Genomic DNA, 14,494 nt, shown 5'->3' on the forward strand with positions numbered 1-14,494 from the left:
TGAGACCTCCATGTGGTGCGCCGCTCCCGTGCGCGATACCAACGGGAGCTGTGGAGATTCGATGCGACAACGCATTTTTCGGCAACGACTTTGTGGCGTGTCACAAGCCGCACAATCATCCGCGCCGGGTTTTGTGCCTGGCCACAAGACCGGCGATCGCACGCGCGACGGCGGCGATCTGATCAGTGCGCCTCGAAACGGGCTCTCCGACAGGTAGTCTCGATGCGATGGGACAACGTGCACTGTTCACACTGGCATGTATCGTTCTGACTAGCTGCATGCTCACTTCACCCGGCTCCGCAACCGCCGAGGTACCGGCGGTGGGCGGCGATTTCCGCTGGGGCGTTTCCAGTTCCGGCTTCCAGAGCGAGGGATTCGCGCCCGACAGCAACTGGAGCCGCTACGCCCGCTCGGGGCAGGCCGAGGACTATCGCAACTCCGTCGACTTCCTGCATCGCTACGACGAGGATATCCGGAACGCCGCCGACCTGGGCGTCGGCGTGTTCCGGGTCAGCGTGGAATGGGCTCGGGTGCAACCGAATCCGGGCGAATGGGACTTTTCCTTCTACGACGCCATGATCGGGCGGATTCGCGCGGCCGGTATGCAGCCGATGATCACCCTGGACCACTGGGTGTTCCCGGGCTGGGCGGTCGACCGCGGCGGATGGCGCAGCGCGGGCATGGTGGACGACTGGCTGACCAACGCCCGCGCCGTGGTGGACCGGTACGCGAGCTACGACCCGCTGTGGGTGACCTTCAACGAACCGCTCGCCTACGTGGGCAAGGAACAGCAGATCGGCGGGGTCGGCACCCTCGATGTGGCGGGCATGCTGGACCGGATGGTGGCCGCGCATCGCGCCATCTACGACCACATTCACGCCCGGCAGGGCGGCGCGATGGTCACCAGCAATATCGCCTACTCGGCCATCGGCACCGCGCAGGCCGAGGCGTCGTTCGTGGACCGGATCGCCGACAAGCTCGACTACATCGGCATCGACTACTACTACGGCGGATCGCTGAGCAAGCCGCCGAATCTGGTCGCGCTGCTGACCAATCAGTCCTCGAGCCTGATACTCGAACCCGACGGCATCTACTACGCGCTGCGCCGCTACTCGCAGAAGTTCCCGGGCCGCCCGCTCTACATCGTCGAGACCGGCATGCCCACCGACAACGGCTCCCCCACCACCGACGGCATGACCCGCGTCGACAATCTGCGCGACACCGTCTACTGGGTGCAGCGGGCCAAGGCCGACGGCATGAACGTCATGGGGTTCAACTACTGGAGCATCACCGACAACTACGAATGGGGCAGCTACTCACCGCGATTCGGGCTCTACACCGTGGACGTCACCACCGACCCGTCGCTCGGGCGGCGGCCCACCGCCGCGGTCGGGGCCTACCGCGACATCACCGGGGCGGGCGGCGTGCCCGCGGGCTATCTGCCCACCCGGTCCCCGGCGCTGTGTTCCATCCAGGATCTGCCGTCGAGCTGCTTCAACCCGGTCACCGTCCCGGGACGGTGACCGGCCGCGAGCGAATCAGACGTGCTCGCCGATATTGCCGAACACGCTGTTGAGCTTGGCCTGACCGTCGGCCAGGTTGTAGGTGACGCAGGCGATGGCGCATTCGCCGGCCATGACGCGCTGGGAGATGGTGGTCGAGCGCTGCAGCAGCTGCCGCGCGGTCTCCTCGACATGGCGGCCCTCGAGTTCGTCGACCGTCTCGAGGCCCTCGCGGCGGCCGAGCAGGATGGACGGGGTCACCCGCTCCACCACGCTGCGAATGAATCCGCCGGGCACCGCGCCGGTATCGAGGGCGTCGATGGTGGCGCGCACCGCACCGCAGCTGTCGTGGCCGAGCACCACGATGAGCGGCACGTTCAGCACCTGCACGCCGTATTCGATGGAGCCGAGCACCGAGCTGTCCACCACGTGACCGGCGGTGCGGACCACGAACATATCGCCGAGGCCACGATCGAAGATGATCTCCGCGGCGACCCGGGAATCACCGCACCCGAACAGGATGGCCGAGGGTTGCTGGCCGCCGGCGAGTTTCGCGCGGTCGGCAGCGCCCTGGCTGGGGTGCAGCGTCTCGCCCTTTACGAAGCGCTCGTTTCCCTCGCGCAGCGATTTCCAGGCACTGATCGGATTCGAATGGGGCATGCAATCCATCATGCACACAAATCGGACATTGCCGAGTTCGGGGGGTCAGGATGCGGGATGGACGACCATCACCGGGCACTCGGCATCCTGCACCAGGGCATTGCTGGTGGAGCCGAGCAACATTCCGGTGAAGCCGCCGCGGCCGCGACTGCCGACCACCAGCAGGCGCGCCGACTTCGACCAGGTCAGCAGGTGATCGCGGGGGTCGGCGAGGCGCACCTCGACGCTCACCTCGACATCGGGATAGCGCTCACGCCACCCGGCGAGTTGCTCGGCCAGCCGCAGTCGTTCGCCCTCGGCGGTCTCCGCGGCCTCGATCTCGGTGTCGATGATGCCGGAGAACTGCGCGAGATAGAGATCACTCCAGACGTGCACCGCCTGCAGCGGGGCGCCGCGCAGTGACGCCTCCCGGAAGGCCGCGGCGACCGCGGCATCGCTGATCGGGCTGCCGTCCACGCCGACCACCACGGGACCCGTTGTGCGGGCCGGGTTTTCGGCATCGCCGCGCACCACGACCACCGCGCCGCGGCTGTGACTGGACACCGACAGCAGGATGGAACCGATGCGCCCCAGGCCGCGCTTGTGCGGCGGACCGCCGATGACCATCAGGTGCGCGTGCGCGGACTGTTCGATCAGCAGCCGCGACGGATGCGCGGGCGACACCTCGGTGCGGATCCGCAGGCCCGGCGCGGCCGCCGCGGCGAGTTCGCGGCCCTCGGCCACCAGTTCTTCGCCGTAGCGCGAAATCGGGTCCACCACATCGCGTTCGACGAACGAGTAGGTGCCCAGCAGCGCCCGCGTCATCTCCAGATTGGTGCCGTGCACGATGACCAGCTCGCGTTCGCGCGCCGCCGCGGTGGTGGCGGCCCAGACCACCGCCGCCCGGGATTCGGGCGCGCCGTCCACGCCCACCACGATGGGCGCGGACGCGAGCAGATGCGAATCCCGCGCATCCGATTCGGCCTGGTGGGCGTGGTCGCTCATTGCTGCCTCCGCACTGATCGCGTCTCGAGCTCTGGTGAACCTTCAGCTATCTGCGATTCCGACCCTAGCAGCGCACCGTTCCCGCCCGATCGCGCCACCATCCGAGGGGTTGAGTGTTACATATTGTTACGTATACTTGCGCTTGGTCGGGCCGGTCACCGCGGTGGCGGGCCCCTGCACTCAACGAGGAGGCACGAAATGGCCCTGCCCATGTCGGAACGCGCGGACCACTTCGGACGCGACTACCGGGACCTGCTGGCGACCCTGTCGGACGGGTCGGTGCACCGGAATTTCGACCCCTACCTCGATATCGACTGGGATGCGCCGGAGTTCGCGATCGATCCCGCGGATCCGCGCTGGGTACTGCCGGATTTCGATCCGCTCGGGGCCACCGCGTGGTACCGGGAGCTGCCGCTGGAACGGCAGATCGAGATCGGGCGGTGGCGGATCGCCAACAGCATCAAGGTCGGTGCGGCGTTCGAGAGCATGCTCATTCGCGGGCTCATGCAATACATCATGAAGCTGCCCAACGGTTCCCCCGAGTTCCGCTACTGCCTGCACGAGATGACCGAGGAGTGCAATCACATCCAGATGTTCCAGGAGCTGATCAATCGGATCGGCGTGGACGTGCCGGGGATGCGGCCGTGGTTCCGGCGGCTCTCGCCGTTCGTCGGCGTCGCGGGCGGCTACCTGCCGGTGGGGCTGTTCATCGGCATCCTCGGCGGCGAGGAACCCATCGACCACTACCAGAAGTCGATCCTGCGCGAAGGCGCGAACCTGCCGCCGGCGGTGGTGCGCTGCATGGAGATTCACGTGGCCGAGGAGGCGCGGCACATCTCGTTCGCGAACGAGTTCTTGAAAGTGCGTGCGGGCAGGATGAGCGCGCGGCAGAAGACGCTGTCGGGCATCGTGTTCCCGATCGTCATGCGCTGGCTGGCCGGGGAGATCATGACCCCGCCGCGCTCGTTCGCCACCGAGTTCGGCATCCCTGAAGACGTTTTCCGCCAAGCCTTCTGGCACTCTCCCGAATCGAAGCGGATCCTCGCGAGCTACTTCGGCGATATGCGCCGGCTCAACGAGGAACTGGGCATGATGACGCCGCTCTCACGCCGGGTATGGAGCGCGCTCGGCATCTCTGGGCCCGCGTCCCGGTATCGCAGCGAGCCCGGACGCCGCTCGGCGCGCGCGGTCGCCTGAGCTGTGCCGCCGGGATCAGTGCCGGTTGCCCGCGGTGACCGCTTCCTTCGGGTCCACCGGCGCCGGGGCGGCGCGCAAGGCGTCCAGAGCTCCGGACAGGATGCGGCGCTGGGACCCCGCTATGCGCTCGTCGGTGCCGAGCAAGCCGTTGCGGCGCAGCAGTTCCCGCAGGCGCGCTTGCTGCCGCAGGCCGACGATCATCGGGTGATCGCGGGCGGGTTCGGCCTCGGGGTCCACGAAAGTGGTCACTATGCGCCCGGTGGTACCCCAGACCAGGCGTGACACCAGGGGCCGGAGCAGCGGCGCGGTGCGGGCGTGAAAGCGTTGCGGGAGTATGCGTTCGGCGCGGATGCCGCCGGTCGGCAGCGCCTCGGTGAGGACCTCGGTGTCGTGATCGGGCGGGGCGAAGACCAGGGTCGCGGCGCGGTTCAGGGCGCCGGCGTCCTCGATCGAATGCGGGAGCAGTTCGTCGGGCACGCCCAGCACATACGCTATCCAGCACCACAATTGGCGCACGGATTCGATCTCGTCCGGGGTCATGCGGATATCGAGCAGCTGGTACATGGTCAGCGGGATCAGCAGGAACGCCTGTGCGGTGGTGGCCATGCCGGTGGTGTGGATCGGCTCGCCCCACGCCCGGGTGTTCCAGCCGCCGCTCTGGCGCAGGTGGCGGCGAACCATGGCGTGGACGAACCGGATTCGGACGGTGGCGTCGAAACCGCTGCCGCCCGGGACCATCGTGCCCGGATCGGTGGCGGCCAGCACCCAGCGGGAGGTCTCCTCGTAGCGGCGGGCGGCCATGGTGGCCGAGCGGGAGTTCATGGCCTGCGGCTTGTTCAGATCGCCGAAGGCGTACGCGGTGAGCAGGGTGCCGCCGAGGCCGACGATGACGGCGGGCGCGTATCGCCACCAGAGTTGCGCGCCGTGGCTTACGCGGTCCGGATCGAACCAAGCCGGTGGGGTCAGCAGGGGGTCGAGTAGTTCGCGCAGCGAGTCGGGTGCGCCCGGCTGATTCGAATCGCGTTGGCGCAGTGCGTCGTCGAGGAGCCGCCAGCCCCGGCCGCGCCCCAGGGTCTCGAAATCGGCCACCGCCGCGTCGATGCGGTCATCGGTGCGGAAGAGGCCGCGCACGACGCGGTCCACCGCATCGCCGGGGACATGACGACGGGCGGCGGCAATGCGGTCCGCCCGGTCCGGGTCGTACGGAATGGAGGAGGTCGTCATCTGCGGTCCTGGTGCGTCGAAGTGATGGATTCGACGTTAGGAAAGGGGGATTCACGCCGACAGGTGACAGCCCGACCGGCATTTGTTAGTTTCCGCCACATGGGGGGACGCGGGGCGACCTGGGCGATGGCAGATCGAGCGGCCGGCGGTGTCGACCCGGCTGCTGCTCGATACCGGACGCGGCCACGGGCTGTCGGCGGCCGACTGCCTGGACGGGACCGGGCTCACCGCGGCGCAGCTGGAGCATCCGCAGGCGCTCGTACTGCCCGAACTCGAACTGCGCGTCATCCGCAATCTGTTCGCCTGCGGAGCGGATCCGCGTGCGCTAGGGCTGGAAACAGGGCTGCGGTACTCGCTGACCAGTTCGGGCATGCTCGGTTACGCGATGCTGTCGAGTTCGACCGTGCGCGAGGCGATCGGGCTGTTGCAGCGGTTCACCGAACTCACCTCCGACTACTTCGACGTCACCTACACCGAGTACCCGGACGGGCTGCTCGTGGTGGTCGGCGACGTGCCCGCCGATGTGCGTTCGTTCCTGCTCGTCCGTGACCTGGTGGCGGGGTTCCGCATCGCCTCGCTGTTGCTGTCCCCCACCGTCCGCGAACTCATGGCCGCCATGGATCGCCCGATTCACCTCGAGCTCACCGATACCACCATGCTCGACGAGTACGCCCTGATCGCGCAGGCGCTGGTCGAGCCGTACGGCATCGCCATCACGGTCGATTTCGCGGCGCCCAGAAACGCTTTCACCATCCCGCGGTCGCTGCTCGATCAGCCGACCCCGGCGCCCGATCCGCAAACCTCGGCGCTGTGCGTGCGGCAGTGCGAGGAACTGCTCGACGAACGACGCCGCTTCACCGGCCTCGCCGCACGTATCCGGCACCTGGTGCTGCGCGATCCGGTCACCATGTCCGCGCTGCCCGCTGTCGCTCGCGAACTGGGTCTGTCCGAGCGCACCCTGCACCGCCGGCTCGCCGCCGAGCGCACCACTTTCCGGACCGTGCTCAATCAGGTCCGGGAACTCCTGGCCGGGGAACTCCTCGACCAGGGGCTCACCGTGGAGGCGGTGGGGCGGCGGCTCGGGAACTCCGACACCGCCGCCTTCACCCATGCCTACCGGCGCTGGCACGGTCATCCGCCCAGCCGGCGGCCCGGCCGTGTTCCGTAGCGGCTACCGGGAGCGGCCGCGGTCGGCAGCCGCCCGCACCGCGCGCAGCTCGTCACCGCGCGGATCGGCGGCATCGTGGGACTGCGGTGCGTCGAACACGCGCACCTGGCGGGTGCCCGGTTCGTAGCGGGACCAGCCCGGGTCGCCGTGGGTGGCGAAACGCACCCAGGCGGCGTGCATTTCGGCGGCCAGTTGCGCGGGTGGGTTCGGGCCGGTCAGGCGGTGGGCGGTGGAGAGGTTGTCGAAGACGAACGGCAGTTCCAGGACGTGGCAGGAGCCGAGGTCGGGAATGCCGGAGCGCCAGGCGAATTCGTAGACGTAGGACGTGTTGCCGGCGGTCGCGGCGGCTTCGGCCAGGTTCAGGACGTCGTCGCGGAAGATGCCGTCGGTGAGGATGGCGGCGAAGATGTCGGCGGGCGAGGCATCGGGGCGATTGGCTCGGTACACCCCGGTGACGTCGGGATCGATTCCGAAGCGGCCCAGCATGATCGGCAGCGTTTGCTCGGTGATCGCCGCTGCCAGGCCGGAGGGGATGGTGTAGAAGCGGAACTCCTCGGCGTTCGCCCCCACCAGCAGCGGCACCATGCGATCGGGCCGCGCGGAGAGGATCTCGCTCGGCACACCGGTGATGGTTTCGCCGTCGATCGCGGGGAACAGGCTCATGATCCCGCCGCCCCGTTCGATCACCGTCGCGCCCCATCGCGCCGGATCCGGATCGCTGAGCAATGCCAGCCCGACCGCGTCCTGCGCCGTTCGAATCCGCTCGGGATCGAGTTCGCCGAAAGCCGCTGCGGTGGGCTCGATTCCGAGAATCCCGGCGATCTCGACGGCGACCCGCTCGGCGTCCTCCGCCGCCGCCACCGCGAGCCCGTTGGCGCTCTGTACGATCGCGCGCTGGAAGAGCCCGTCCGCCAATGGGGTGGCCATCAAATTCAGCACGCTCATGCCACCTGCGGACTCGCCGAACACCGTGACCCGCCCCGGATCCCCGCCGAACGCGGCGATGTTCTCCTGCACCCACCGCAACGCGCAAAGCTGGTCGTGCATACCGCGATTTAACGGCGCACCCGGCACCGCCGCGAACCCGGAAATACCCAGCCGGTAGTTGATCGACACCAGCACCACGCCGTCACGCGCGAACGCCGCCCCGTCGTAGATCGGCTTCGAGTTCGCCCCGCGCGTGAACGCGCCCCCGTGAATCCACACCATCACCGGCAGCCCGGACCCACCCGGATCCGGCGTCCACACATTCACATTCAGATAGTCGTCGCCGGGAATGTGGTCATACCCCAGCATCGCGTCCAGCCCCGGCGCATACGGCGTCTGCACACAAGTGGGCCCGGACACGGTGGCATCCCGCAACCCCGACCACGCGGCCGGCGGTCGCGGCAGCTCGAATCGCGCAGGTCCCACCGGCGCGGCCGCATACGGAATACCGAGAAAGGCCACCACGCCGTTCTCGAAACGGCCCCGGATCTTGCCTCCGGTCACGGACACGATCGCTTCCACGGGAACTCCTTCGTCACCGACACTGTTCTCGGACAGTCAACATCATGGGAGGGGACCCAGATGGCACATCCAGCTTCCACACCGGCGCCCGCTACGGAATCCGAAGGGCTGCTGCGGCATTACGCGGGTGATTGGCGTTCGATACTCGAGGGGACCGCGGCGGGGGTATTGCAGTTGATGTACCCGCCGTTGGGGACGGCGGTGGCGGAGCAGTCGGAGTTCTTCGATGATCCGTTCGGGCGGATCTATCGGTCGATTCCGCAGATCTGGGCGACCATCTTCGCGGAGGATCACGCGGTGCGGGGGTTGCGGATCCGGGATCTGCATCGGGGGATCAAGGGCGAACTCGATGGTGGGGAGCGGTATCACGCGCTGGATCCGGAGACCTTCTGGTGGGCACATGCGACGTTCACGTGGTTGATCTTCCGGTCCGTCGAATTGTATTACCCGCCTGGTGAATTGGATGACGGCGGGCGGGAGCGGTTGTATGCCGAGACGGTGGCGTGGTACCGGGGGTACGGGGTGAGCATGCGGCCGGCGCCTGGGACGTATGCGGAGTTCCGGGTGGTGTTCACGCGGTTCTGCGTGGAAAAGCTGGAATTGACGGTCGCGGCGCGGCGGTCGCTGGATATCGCCGATATCAGCGAGCCGAGTGCGGTGCCGCTGTTGCCCGCGGTGGTGGTACGGGGGACGCGGCGACTGTTGCGGCCGTGGTCGCGGGGCGCCGTGGTCGGCGGGCTGCCGGTGGAGGTGCGCGAGCGGTTCGGGCTGGCGTGGAGCCGCGGTGATTCGCGACGGGATCGGTTCACCACGGCGGTGGTTCGGATCGGGTTTCGGATGGTGCCCGAGCGGGTGAATCGGGCGAGCTTCGCGTGGGCGCTGCGGTGGCTTGGAGCACGTACCCGTCCGGGGCGATTCCAGCCCTGAGCTGCATATACCCACTCGAAGAAAAATGCAGTTTCTGAATTTTTGCAGTTTCTGCTATTTTTTTGGCATGACGGAGGCGGAGCGGGGAGAGCCGGAGCTCGGACTGCGGGAACGCAAGAAGCGGCAGACTCGGATCGACCTGTGCATGGCGGCCCGGCGGCTCACCGTGGAGCGCGGACTCGATGCGACGACCACCGACGACATCGCGAAAGCGGTGGGGGTGTCGCCGCGGACGTTCTTCAACTACTACGACACCAAGCTGGACGCGGTGGTGGGGCCGGTCACCGAGATCGGGACGCCGGCCGCGCGCAGCGAGTTCGTGGCGGGCGGGCCGAGCGGGGTGCTCCTGGACGATGTGGTCTGGCTGTACGCCTCGGGGTACGAGCCGGATGACGAAGTGCGAGAGAGTATTTCGCTGGTCGCGGAGATCATCCAGACCGAGCCGCGGGTGCTCGCCGGGTTCATCGCGGCGGGGACGCAACATGAGGCCGCGATGGCGGAGTTGCTGAGCGCGCGGGCCGGTGCGGAGGTTTCGGCCGAATTCGCCGCGCTCACCGCCGCGCTCATGTCGACGCTGTCCACCCGGGGCGCCATGTCGCTGGCCGCTCATCCCGAACGCTCCGTCGCCGATGCGCTGCGCGCGCAATGCGAGCTGGCGCTCGAACTGTTCCACCGACCTGACAAGAGATGAAGGAGAAGCGCCGATGACCACGACGGCTACCGCGCCGCCGGCCCCGATCGTCCTGACCCAGAAGCGGATCTGGCTCATCTTCTCCGCGCTGATCGCGGGCATGTTCCTGGCCAGCCTCGATCAGACCATCGTCGGCACCGCCATGCCGACCATCGTGGGCGAGCTCGGCGGCGTCTCCAATATGGCCTGGACCGCCACCTCGTATCTGCTCGCCACCACCATCGTGATGCCCATCTACGGCAAGTTCGGCGACCTGTTCGGGCGGCGCTGGCTGTTCCTGTTCGCCATCGGCGTCTTCACCGCCGCCTCGGTGGGTGCGGCGCTCTCCACCGGATTCTGGGAGTTCATCGCCTTCCGCGGCCTGCAGGGCGTGGGCGGCGGCGGTCTGATGATCCTGGCGCAGGCCATCATCGCCGATGTGGTGCCGGCCAAGGATCGCGGCAAGTACATGGCCCCGATGGGCGCCATCTTCGGCCTCACCTCGGTGGCCGGTCCGCTGCTGGGCGGCTTCTTCGCCGATCACACCGGCTGGCGCTGGTGCTTCTGGATCAATGTGCCGATCGGTATCGCGGCGCTGGTGATCGCGTTCAAGTACCTGAGCATTCCCTCGCATCGGCCCAAGACGAAGCCGGATTACCTGGGCGTGCTGCTGATGACTTCGGCGACCACGCTGCTGATCCTGGTGACCGACTGGGGCGGTAAGCGTTACGCGTGGGATTCGTCGGTGATCCTGTCCATGATCGCGGCGCTGGTGGTCGTGGTGGCGGCATTCATCGTCGTCGAATCGCGGGCCGAGGAGCCCATGCTGCCGCTGTGGCTGTTCCGCAATCGCACCTTCGTGCTCACCTCCGCCATCGGCCTGGTGGTCGGACTGGTCATGTTCGCGGCGCTCGCCTTCATCCCGACCTATCTCCAGATGGCCACCGGCGCTTCGGCTTCCGTATCGGGCCTGCTGTTGATCCCGATGGTGGTCGGCATGATGGCGACCCTCATCACCTCGATGACGGCCATCACCAAGACCGGCCGCTACCGGATCTATCCGCCGCTGGGCGCGCTCGTGATGGGTGCGGGCATGCTGTGGCTGACCCAGTTGAGCGCGGCCACTTCGATGTTCGTGGTGTCGGCCATGCTGTTCGTGATGGGCGCGGGCCTGGGCCTGATCATGCAGATCATCGTGCTGGTCGTGCAGAACTCGGTGACGCCCGATCAGATCGGCACCGCCACCAGCGCCAACAACTACTTCCGGGAGATGGGCGGCGCGATCGGCGTCGCGGTGTTCGGGTCGATCTTCACCAACCGGCTCACCGAGGGCCTGACCGATGCCTTCCGCGCCAATTGGCAGGAGGCGGCGGCTTCGGGGGTCGATCCGACCGCGCTGGTGCCGTCGGTGGTGAAGCATCTGCCCACACAGTTGCACGATGCGATCGTCGGCGCGTACGTCGATGCGCTGGTGCCGGGGTTCTGGTATCTGATTCCCGGTGTGGCGGTGGCTTTCCTGCTGGCGCTGTTCATTCCGCAGCTGAAGCTGTCGGATGAGGCGGGCATGGTCGCGCGTGGTGAGGCGGTGCTGGAGGAGGAGCTACCGAAGGCAGATGCTGAGAAGGCCGACGCGCACTGAGCGCTGGGAAAGGCCGCGAGTCCCCCGGGCTCGCGGCCTTTCGCCGTTTGGTTCGCGGCCGTCGCCGACTATCCGGCCGCGGTGACGCCGAGCGATTCGACCGCGGTGCGCGCCGCGGCGGCGACCAGGGCATTGTCCGGTTCGGCCTGCTGCTCGGACTTGGTGGTGAGCACCGCGATGACGATCGGCGCGCGGTTCGGCGGCCAGGCGACGGCGACATCGAGCGCCGAACCATAGGCGGGGCTGCCGGTCTTGTTGCCGACGGTCCAGCCGGCGGGCAGCCCGGCGCGGATGCGATTGCCGCCGGTGGTGCTGGCGACCAGCCACGATTTCAGTTGTGCGCGTTCGGCTTCGGGGAGTTCGGTGCCGACCGTGAGCGCACGGTAGTCGGCGGCGAGCACGCCTGGTGCGGTGGTGTCGCGTTCGTCGCCGGGGATGGCGGTATTGAGCTCGGTTTCCCAGCGGTCCAGCCGCGAAGTCGCATCGCCGAGGGTGCGCAGGTAGGCGGTGAGACCGGCGGGGCCGTCCAGGAGTTTCAGCAGCTGATTCCCGGCGGTGTTGTCGGACAGGGTGATCGCGGCCTTGCACAGTTCGGCGACGGTCATACCGGTGTCGACGTGCTTCTCGGTTTCGGGCGAGTAGTCCACCAGATCTGTTGCGGGATAATGGATCACCTGGTCGAAGTAGCCCGAGGACAGCGGATGCTCGTCCAGCAGCGCTCCGCAGGCCAGGCCCTTGAAGGTGGAGGCCATCGGGAAGCGTTCGCCCTCGCGGTAGCCGACGGTGCGGCCGTTCCCGGTGTCGATGGCGTAAACCCCGAGCCGGGCACCGTGTTTCGACTCCAGGTCGGCGAAAGCCGTGGTCGCGGCGGGGTTCGCCGACGTGGTCGGGGTGGTGCCGCCGGAGTCGGTGCCGCATGCTGCGGTGACCGTGAGGGCGCAGGCCGTCAAGGCGGCGGCGAGGAACCGGTGGCGGCGGGTCGGGTGGGGGCCGGTTGAGAACGTCACCGCCGCAGCACACCATCGGCAACGCGCAGATCGCCAATATCGGACCGTCGCGGGGGCGAGTCGATCTCGATATCGTCGCAGTTCAGACGGCATGCCGACCCGTTCATACCGGCCTCGCGCACCCGAGCGGGCAGGCTACTGCGGCGATGCTGGTTCAATGACCTCATGGACCTGATCCGCCATCTCCGCTATTTCGTCTCCGTGGCGGACGAGGGACATTTCGGCCGGGCCGCCGGCGCCCTGCACATGACCCAGCCGCCGCTGTCGCAGGGAATCCAAAGGCTGGAAAAGCATTTGGGGGTCGAGCTGCTGCATCGCACCCGGCAGGGCGCGGTGCTCACCGCCGCCGGGGTGCGCCTGCTCCCCCGTGCCCGGCTGCTGGTCGATGACGCCCAGCAGCTGCTGGCCGAAGCCCAGCGGCTGGCGCAGGCGCGCGGCGCCGTGCACTGGGGTGCGGTGAGCGGGCTGTCCGATGCCCTGGTCACCGCTGGTGTGAGCGCGCTGCGGACCGCGATCGGGCCGGGCGCGACGGTGTCCACCACCATGGGTTCGACCGTGGATCTGGTCGCCGAGGTGCGGGCGGGACTGTGCGATCTGGCGGTGATCGAACATCCCGCGCTGGTCGACGGGGTGGAGGCCGGTCCGGTGACCAAGCTGCCGCGCTGGCTGGTCGTGCCCGCGGATCATCCGAGCGCCGCCGCCGAACGGCCCACGTTTCCCCTGCTGACCGGACTGGCGTTCGCGCATTCCCCGCGCGCGGCCAATCCACCCGCCTTCGACACGCTCGTGGATCTGTTCCGGGAACGCGGTGTGGACCCGCGCGTCACACCGATCGCCGATGATCGATCGATGTTCGCCGCCGTGGCCTCGGGAGCGGCGTTCGGGCTCACCACCACGCCGCCCGCGACGACCCCGGGCGTCACCTGGCTCCGGCTGGCTCCGCAGGCGATCGCGCTGCGCGTTCGGGTCATTCGCCGCCCGGGAGCCGAATCGCACGCCGAGGCGCTCGAAGCCCGGCTGTACCGGGAGCGGCTCCGATGAGCACCGAAGCCCGCCGCCACGCCGTGGATCGCATCGATCCCGCTGTCGGCGACGCCATTTCCGCTGCGGCGCAACACATCAGCGCCGTCTTCGCCGATGCCGGCTGCACCGGATGGCTGCACGCCCGGCGCTGCGACGACTCCCCCGCCGAGATCAGCGTCGACGGCCGCGCCCGCGTGGTCACAGCCTCGGTCTACAAACTCGCCCTGTTCCTGGCGTTCTGCCGTGATATCGACAGCGGGCGGCTGGACCCCACCACCCGGCTCACCGTGGACCCCACCACCTGCACCCCCGGGCCGACCGGGCTGGCCGCGCTGCGCGATCCGGTCACCTTGAGCCTGCGCGATCTGGCCGCCTCCATGATGACGGTCTCCGACAGCGCGGCCGCCGATATCCTGCTCGGCGAAATCGGGCTGCCCACCATCGATTCCCTGCTCACCGGCCTCGGTCTCACCGAAACCCGGGTGATCGGCGGCACCGCCGACATGCATCGCACGCTGGTCCGCGACACCGACACCCACGCCACCGCGGAAGCCTTCGCCGCTCTCGCCGACAATGACGAAGCCTGGACCATTTCCGCTTACGATCCGGCCTACACCAGCGCGACCACTCCGGAGGAGATGACCCGGCTGCTGCACGCGCTGTGGACCGGTTCGGTGCTGTCTCCCGAGCGCACCGAGTTCGCGAAATCAGTGATGCGGCAGCAGGTTTGGCAGCATCGCATCGCTGCCGGTTTCCCGCACGGCAATGTGTCGGTGGCGGGCAAGACCGGCACCATCGGCATCATTCGCAACGAGGTCGCCGTGGTGGAGTTCCCCGGTGAATTCCCGGTCGCCGTAGCGGTATTCACCCGGGCAGCGCGCGCGGACCCGATCCTGCCGGCGGTGGACGCCGCGATCGCCGAAGTGGCCCGCATCGCGGTCACGGCCCTGCGCCGTCCGTTGCCGGAGTGAACGACGCTGTGTG

13 protein-coding genes are annotated in these 14,494 nt (G+C 68.2%); 8 read left to right on the top strand and 5 right to left on the bottom strand.

Annotated features, from left to right (window positions below; translation table 11 throughout):
- Window positions 1-278: 278 nt before the first annotated feature.
- Window positions 279-1,523: a family 1 glycosylhydrolase gene (locus LTV02_RS16320; RefSeq protein ID WP_233040806.1), complete on the top strand. Its 1,245-nt coding sequence runs from the start codon at window positions 279-281 to the stop codon at window positions 1,521-1,523.
- Between the two features lie 15 nt (window positions 1,524-1,538).
- On the opposite strand, the gene LTV02_RS16325 is transcribed toward LTV02_RS16320, so the two are convergent.
- Both LTV02_RS16325 and LTV02_RS16330 read right to left on the bottom strand, forming a co-directional pair.
- On the bottom strand, window positions 1,539-2,162 hold the full coding sequence (locus LTV02_RS16325) for a carbonic anhydrase (RefSeq protein ID WP_067714522.1): 624 nt from the start codon (window positions 2,160-2,162) through the stop codon (window positions 1,539-1,541).
- A 45-nt stretch (window positions 2,163-2,207) separates the two neighbouring features.
- Window positions 2,208-3,146: a universal stress protein gene (locus tag LTV02_RS16330; RefSeq protein WP_233040807.1), complete on the bottom strand. Its 939-nt coding sequence runs from the start codon at window positions 3,144-3,146 to the stop codon at window positions 2,208-2,210.
- 198 nt (window positions 3,147-3,344) lie between these two features.
- Between LTV02_RS16330 and LTV02_RS16335 the strand changes: the two genes are divergently transcribed.
- A complete protein-coding gene (locus LTV02_RS16335; protein ID WP_233040808.1) occupies window positions 3,345-4,343 on the top strand; it encodes an AurF N-oxygenase family protein in 999 nt (332 codons plus the stop codon).
- Window positions 4,344-4,358: 15 nt separating this feature from the next.
- Here LTV02_RS16335 and LTV02_RS16340 read toward each other — a convergent pair whose 3' ends face one another.
- Window positions 4,359-5,567 carry an oxygenase MpaB family protein gene (locus LTV02_RS16340; RefSeq protein ID WP_233040809.1) on the bottom strand — a complete coding sequence of 403 codons (1,209 nt, stop codon included), beginning with the start codon at window positions 5,565-5,567 and terminating at the stop codon, window positions 4,359-4,361.
- A gap of 148 nt (window positions 5,568-5,715) precedes the next feature.
- Here LTV02_RS16340 and LTV02_RS16345 point away from each other — a divergent pair, with 148 nt between their 5' ends.
- Entirely contained in the window at window positions 5,716-6,735 is a 1,020-nt protein-coding gene (locus LTV02_RS16345) for an AraC family transcriptional regulator ligand-binding domain-containing protein (RefSeq protein WP_233040810.1), read from the top strand.
- A 3-nt stretch (window positions 6,736-6,738) separates the two neighbouring features.
- Here the strand turns inward: LTV02_RS16345 and LTV02_RS16350 are convergent, their stop codons facing one another.
- A complete protein-coding gene (locus LTV02_RS16350) occupies window positions 6,739-8,244 on the bottom strand; it encodes a carboxylesterase/lipase family protein (RefSeq protein ID WP_233040811.1) in 1,506 nt (501 codons plus the stop codon).
- A gap of 60 nt (window positions 8,245-8,304) precedes the next feature.
- On the opposite strand from LTV02_RS16350, the gene LTV02_RS16355 reads away from it, so the two are divergent.
- The 3 genes from LTV02_RS16355 (at window position 8,305) to LTV02_RS16365 (ending at window position 11,480) form a co-directional block, all read left to right on the top strand.
- Window positions 8,305-9,171 (top strand): oxygenase MpaB family protein, encoded by an 867-nt coding sequence (locus LTV02_RS16355; RefSeq protein ID WP_233040812.1) that lies wholly within the window; start codon window positions 8,305-8,307, stop codon window positions 9,169-9,171.
- Between the two features lie 67 nt (window positions 9,172-9,238).
- The gene (locus LTV02_RS16360; RefSeq protein WP_233040813.1) at window positions 9,239-9,862 is read left to right on the top strand and encodes a TetR/AcrR family transcriptional regulator; all 624 of its coding nucleotides are present in this window, start codon (window positions 9,239-9,241) and stop codon (window positions 9,860-9,862) included.
- Between the two features lie 13 nt (window positions 9,863-9,875).
- Complete coding sequence (locus LTV02_RS16365; RefSeq protein ID WP_233040814.1) at window positions 9,876-11,480, top strand: MDR family MFS transporter; 1,605 nt, start codon at window positions 9,876-9,878, stop codon at window positions 11,478-11,480.
- Window positions 11,481-11,548: 68 nt separating this feature from the next.
- Here the strand turns inward: LTV02_RS16365 and bla are convergent, their stop codons facing one another.
- Window positions 11,549-12,487: a class A beta-lactamase gene (bla, locus tag LTV02_RS16370; protein WP_233040815.1), complete on the bottom strand. Its 939-nt coding sequence runs from the start codon at window positions 12,485-12,487 to the stop codon at window positions 11,549-11,551.
- A gap of 165 nt (window positions 12,488-12,652) precedes the next feature.
- On the opposite strand from bla, the gene LTV02_RS16375 reads away from it, so the two are divergent.
- On the top strand, window positions 12,653-13,528 hold the full coding sequence (locus LTV02_RS16375; protein ID WP_233040816.1) for a LysR family transcriptional regulator: 876 nt from the start codon (window positions 12,653-12,655) through the stop codon (window positions 13,526-13,528).
- On the top strand, window positions 13,525-14,481 hold the full coding sequence (locus tag LTV02_RS16380) for a serine hydrolase (RefSeq protein ID WP_233040817.1): 957 nt from the start codon (window positions 13,525-13,527) through the stop codon (window positions 14,479-14,481). The genes LTV02_RS16375 and LTV02_RS16380 overlap by 4 nt, the downstream gene beginning before the upstream one ends.
- Window positions 14,482-14,494: the final 13 nt, after the last annotated feature.

The organism is Nocardia yamanashiensis (genome assembly GCF_021183565.1).
In the GTDB taxonomy this organism is placed as follows: Bacteria; Actinomycetota; Actinomycetes; order Mycobacteriales; family Mycobacteriaceae; genus Nocardia; species Nocardia yamanashiensis.

Bases quoted from the DNA above. Each gene is read 5' to 3' on its own strand.
- LTV02_RS16320 (WP_233040806.1), top strand. From the start codon at position 279: ATGCTCACTTCACCCGGCTCCGCAACCGCCGAGGTACCGGCGGTGGGC.
- LTV02_RS16325 (WP_067714522.1), bottom strand. From the start codon at position 2,162: ATGCCCCATTCGAATCCGATCAGTGCCTGGAAATCGCTGCGCGAGGGA.
- LTV02_RS16330 (WP_233040807.1), bottom strand. From the start codon at position 3,146: ATGAGCGACCACGCCCACCAGGCCGAATCGGATGCGCGGGATTCGCAT.
- LTV02_RS16335 (WP_233040808.1), top strand. From the start codon at position 3,345: ATGGCCCTGCCCATGTCGGAACGCGCGGACCACTTCGGACGCGACTAC.
- LTV02_RS16340 (WP_233040809.1), bottom strand. From the start codon at position 5,567: ATGACGACCTCCTCCATTCCGTACGACCCGGACCGGGCGGACCGCATT.
- LTV02_RS16355 (WP_233040812.1), top strand. From the start codon at position 8,305: ATGGCACATCCAGCTTCCACACCGGCGCCCGCTACGGAATCCGAAGGG.
- LTV02_RS16360 (WP_233040813.1), top strand. From the start codon at position 9,239: ATGACGGAGGCGGAGCGGGGAGAGCCGGAGCTCGGACTGCGGGAACGC.
- LTV02_RS16365 (WP_233040814.1), top strand. From the start codon at position 9,876: ATGACCACGACGGCTACCGCGCCGCCGGCCCCGATCGTCCTGACCCAG.
- LTV02_RS16375 (WP_233040816.1), top strand. From the start codon at position 12,653: ATGGACCTGATCCGCCATCTCCGCTATTTCGTCTCCGTGGCGGACGAG.
- LTV02_RS16380 (WP_233040817.1), top strand. From the start codon at position 13,525: ATGAGCACCGAAGCCCGCCGCCACGCCGTGGATCGCATCGATCCCGCT.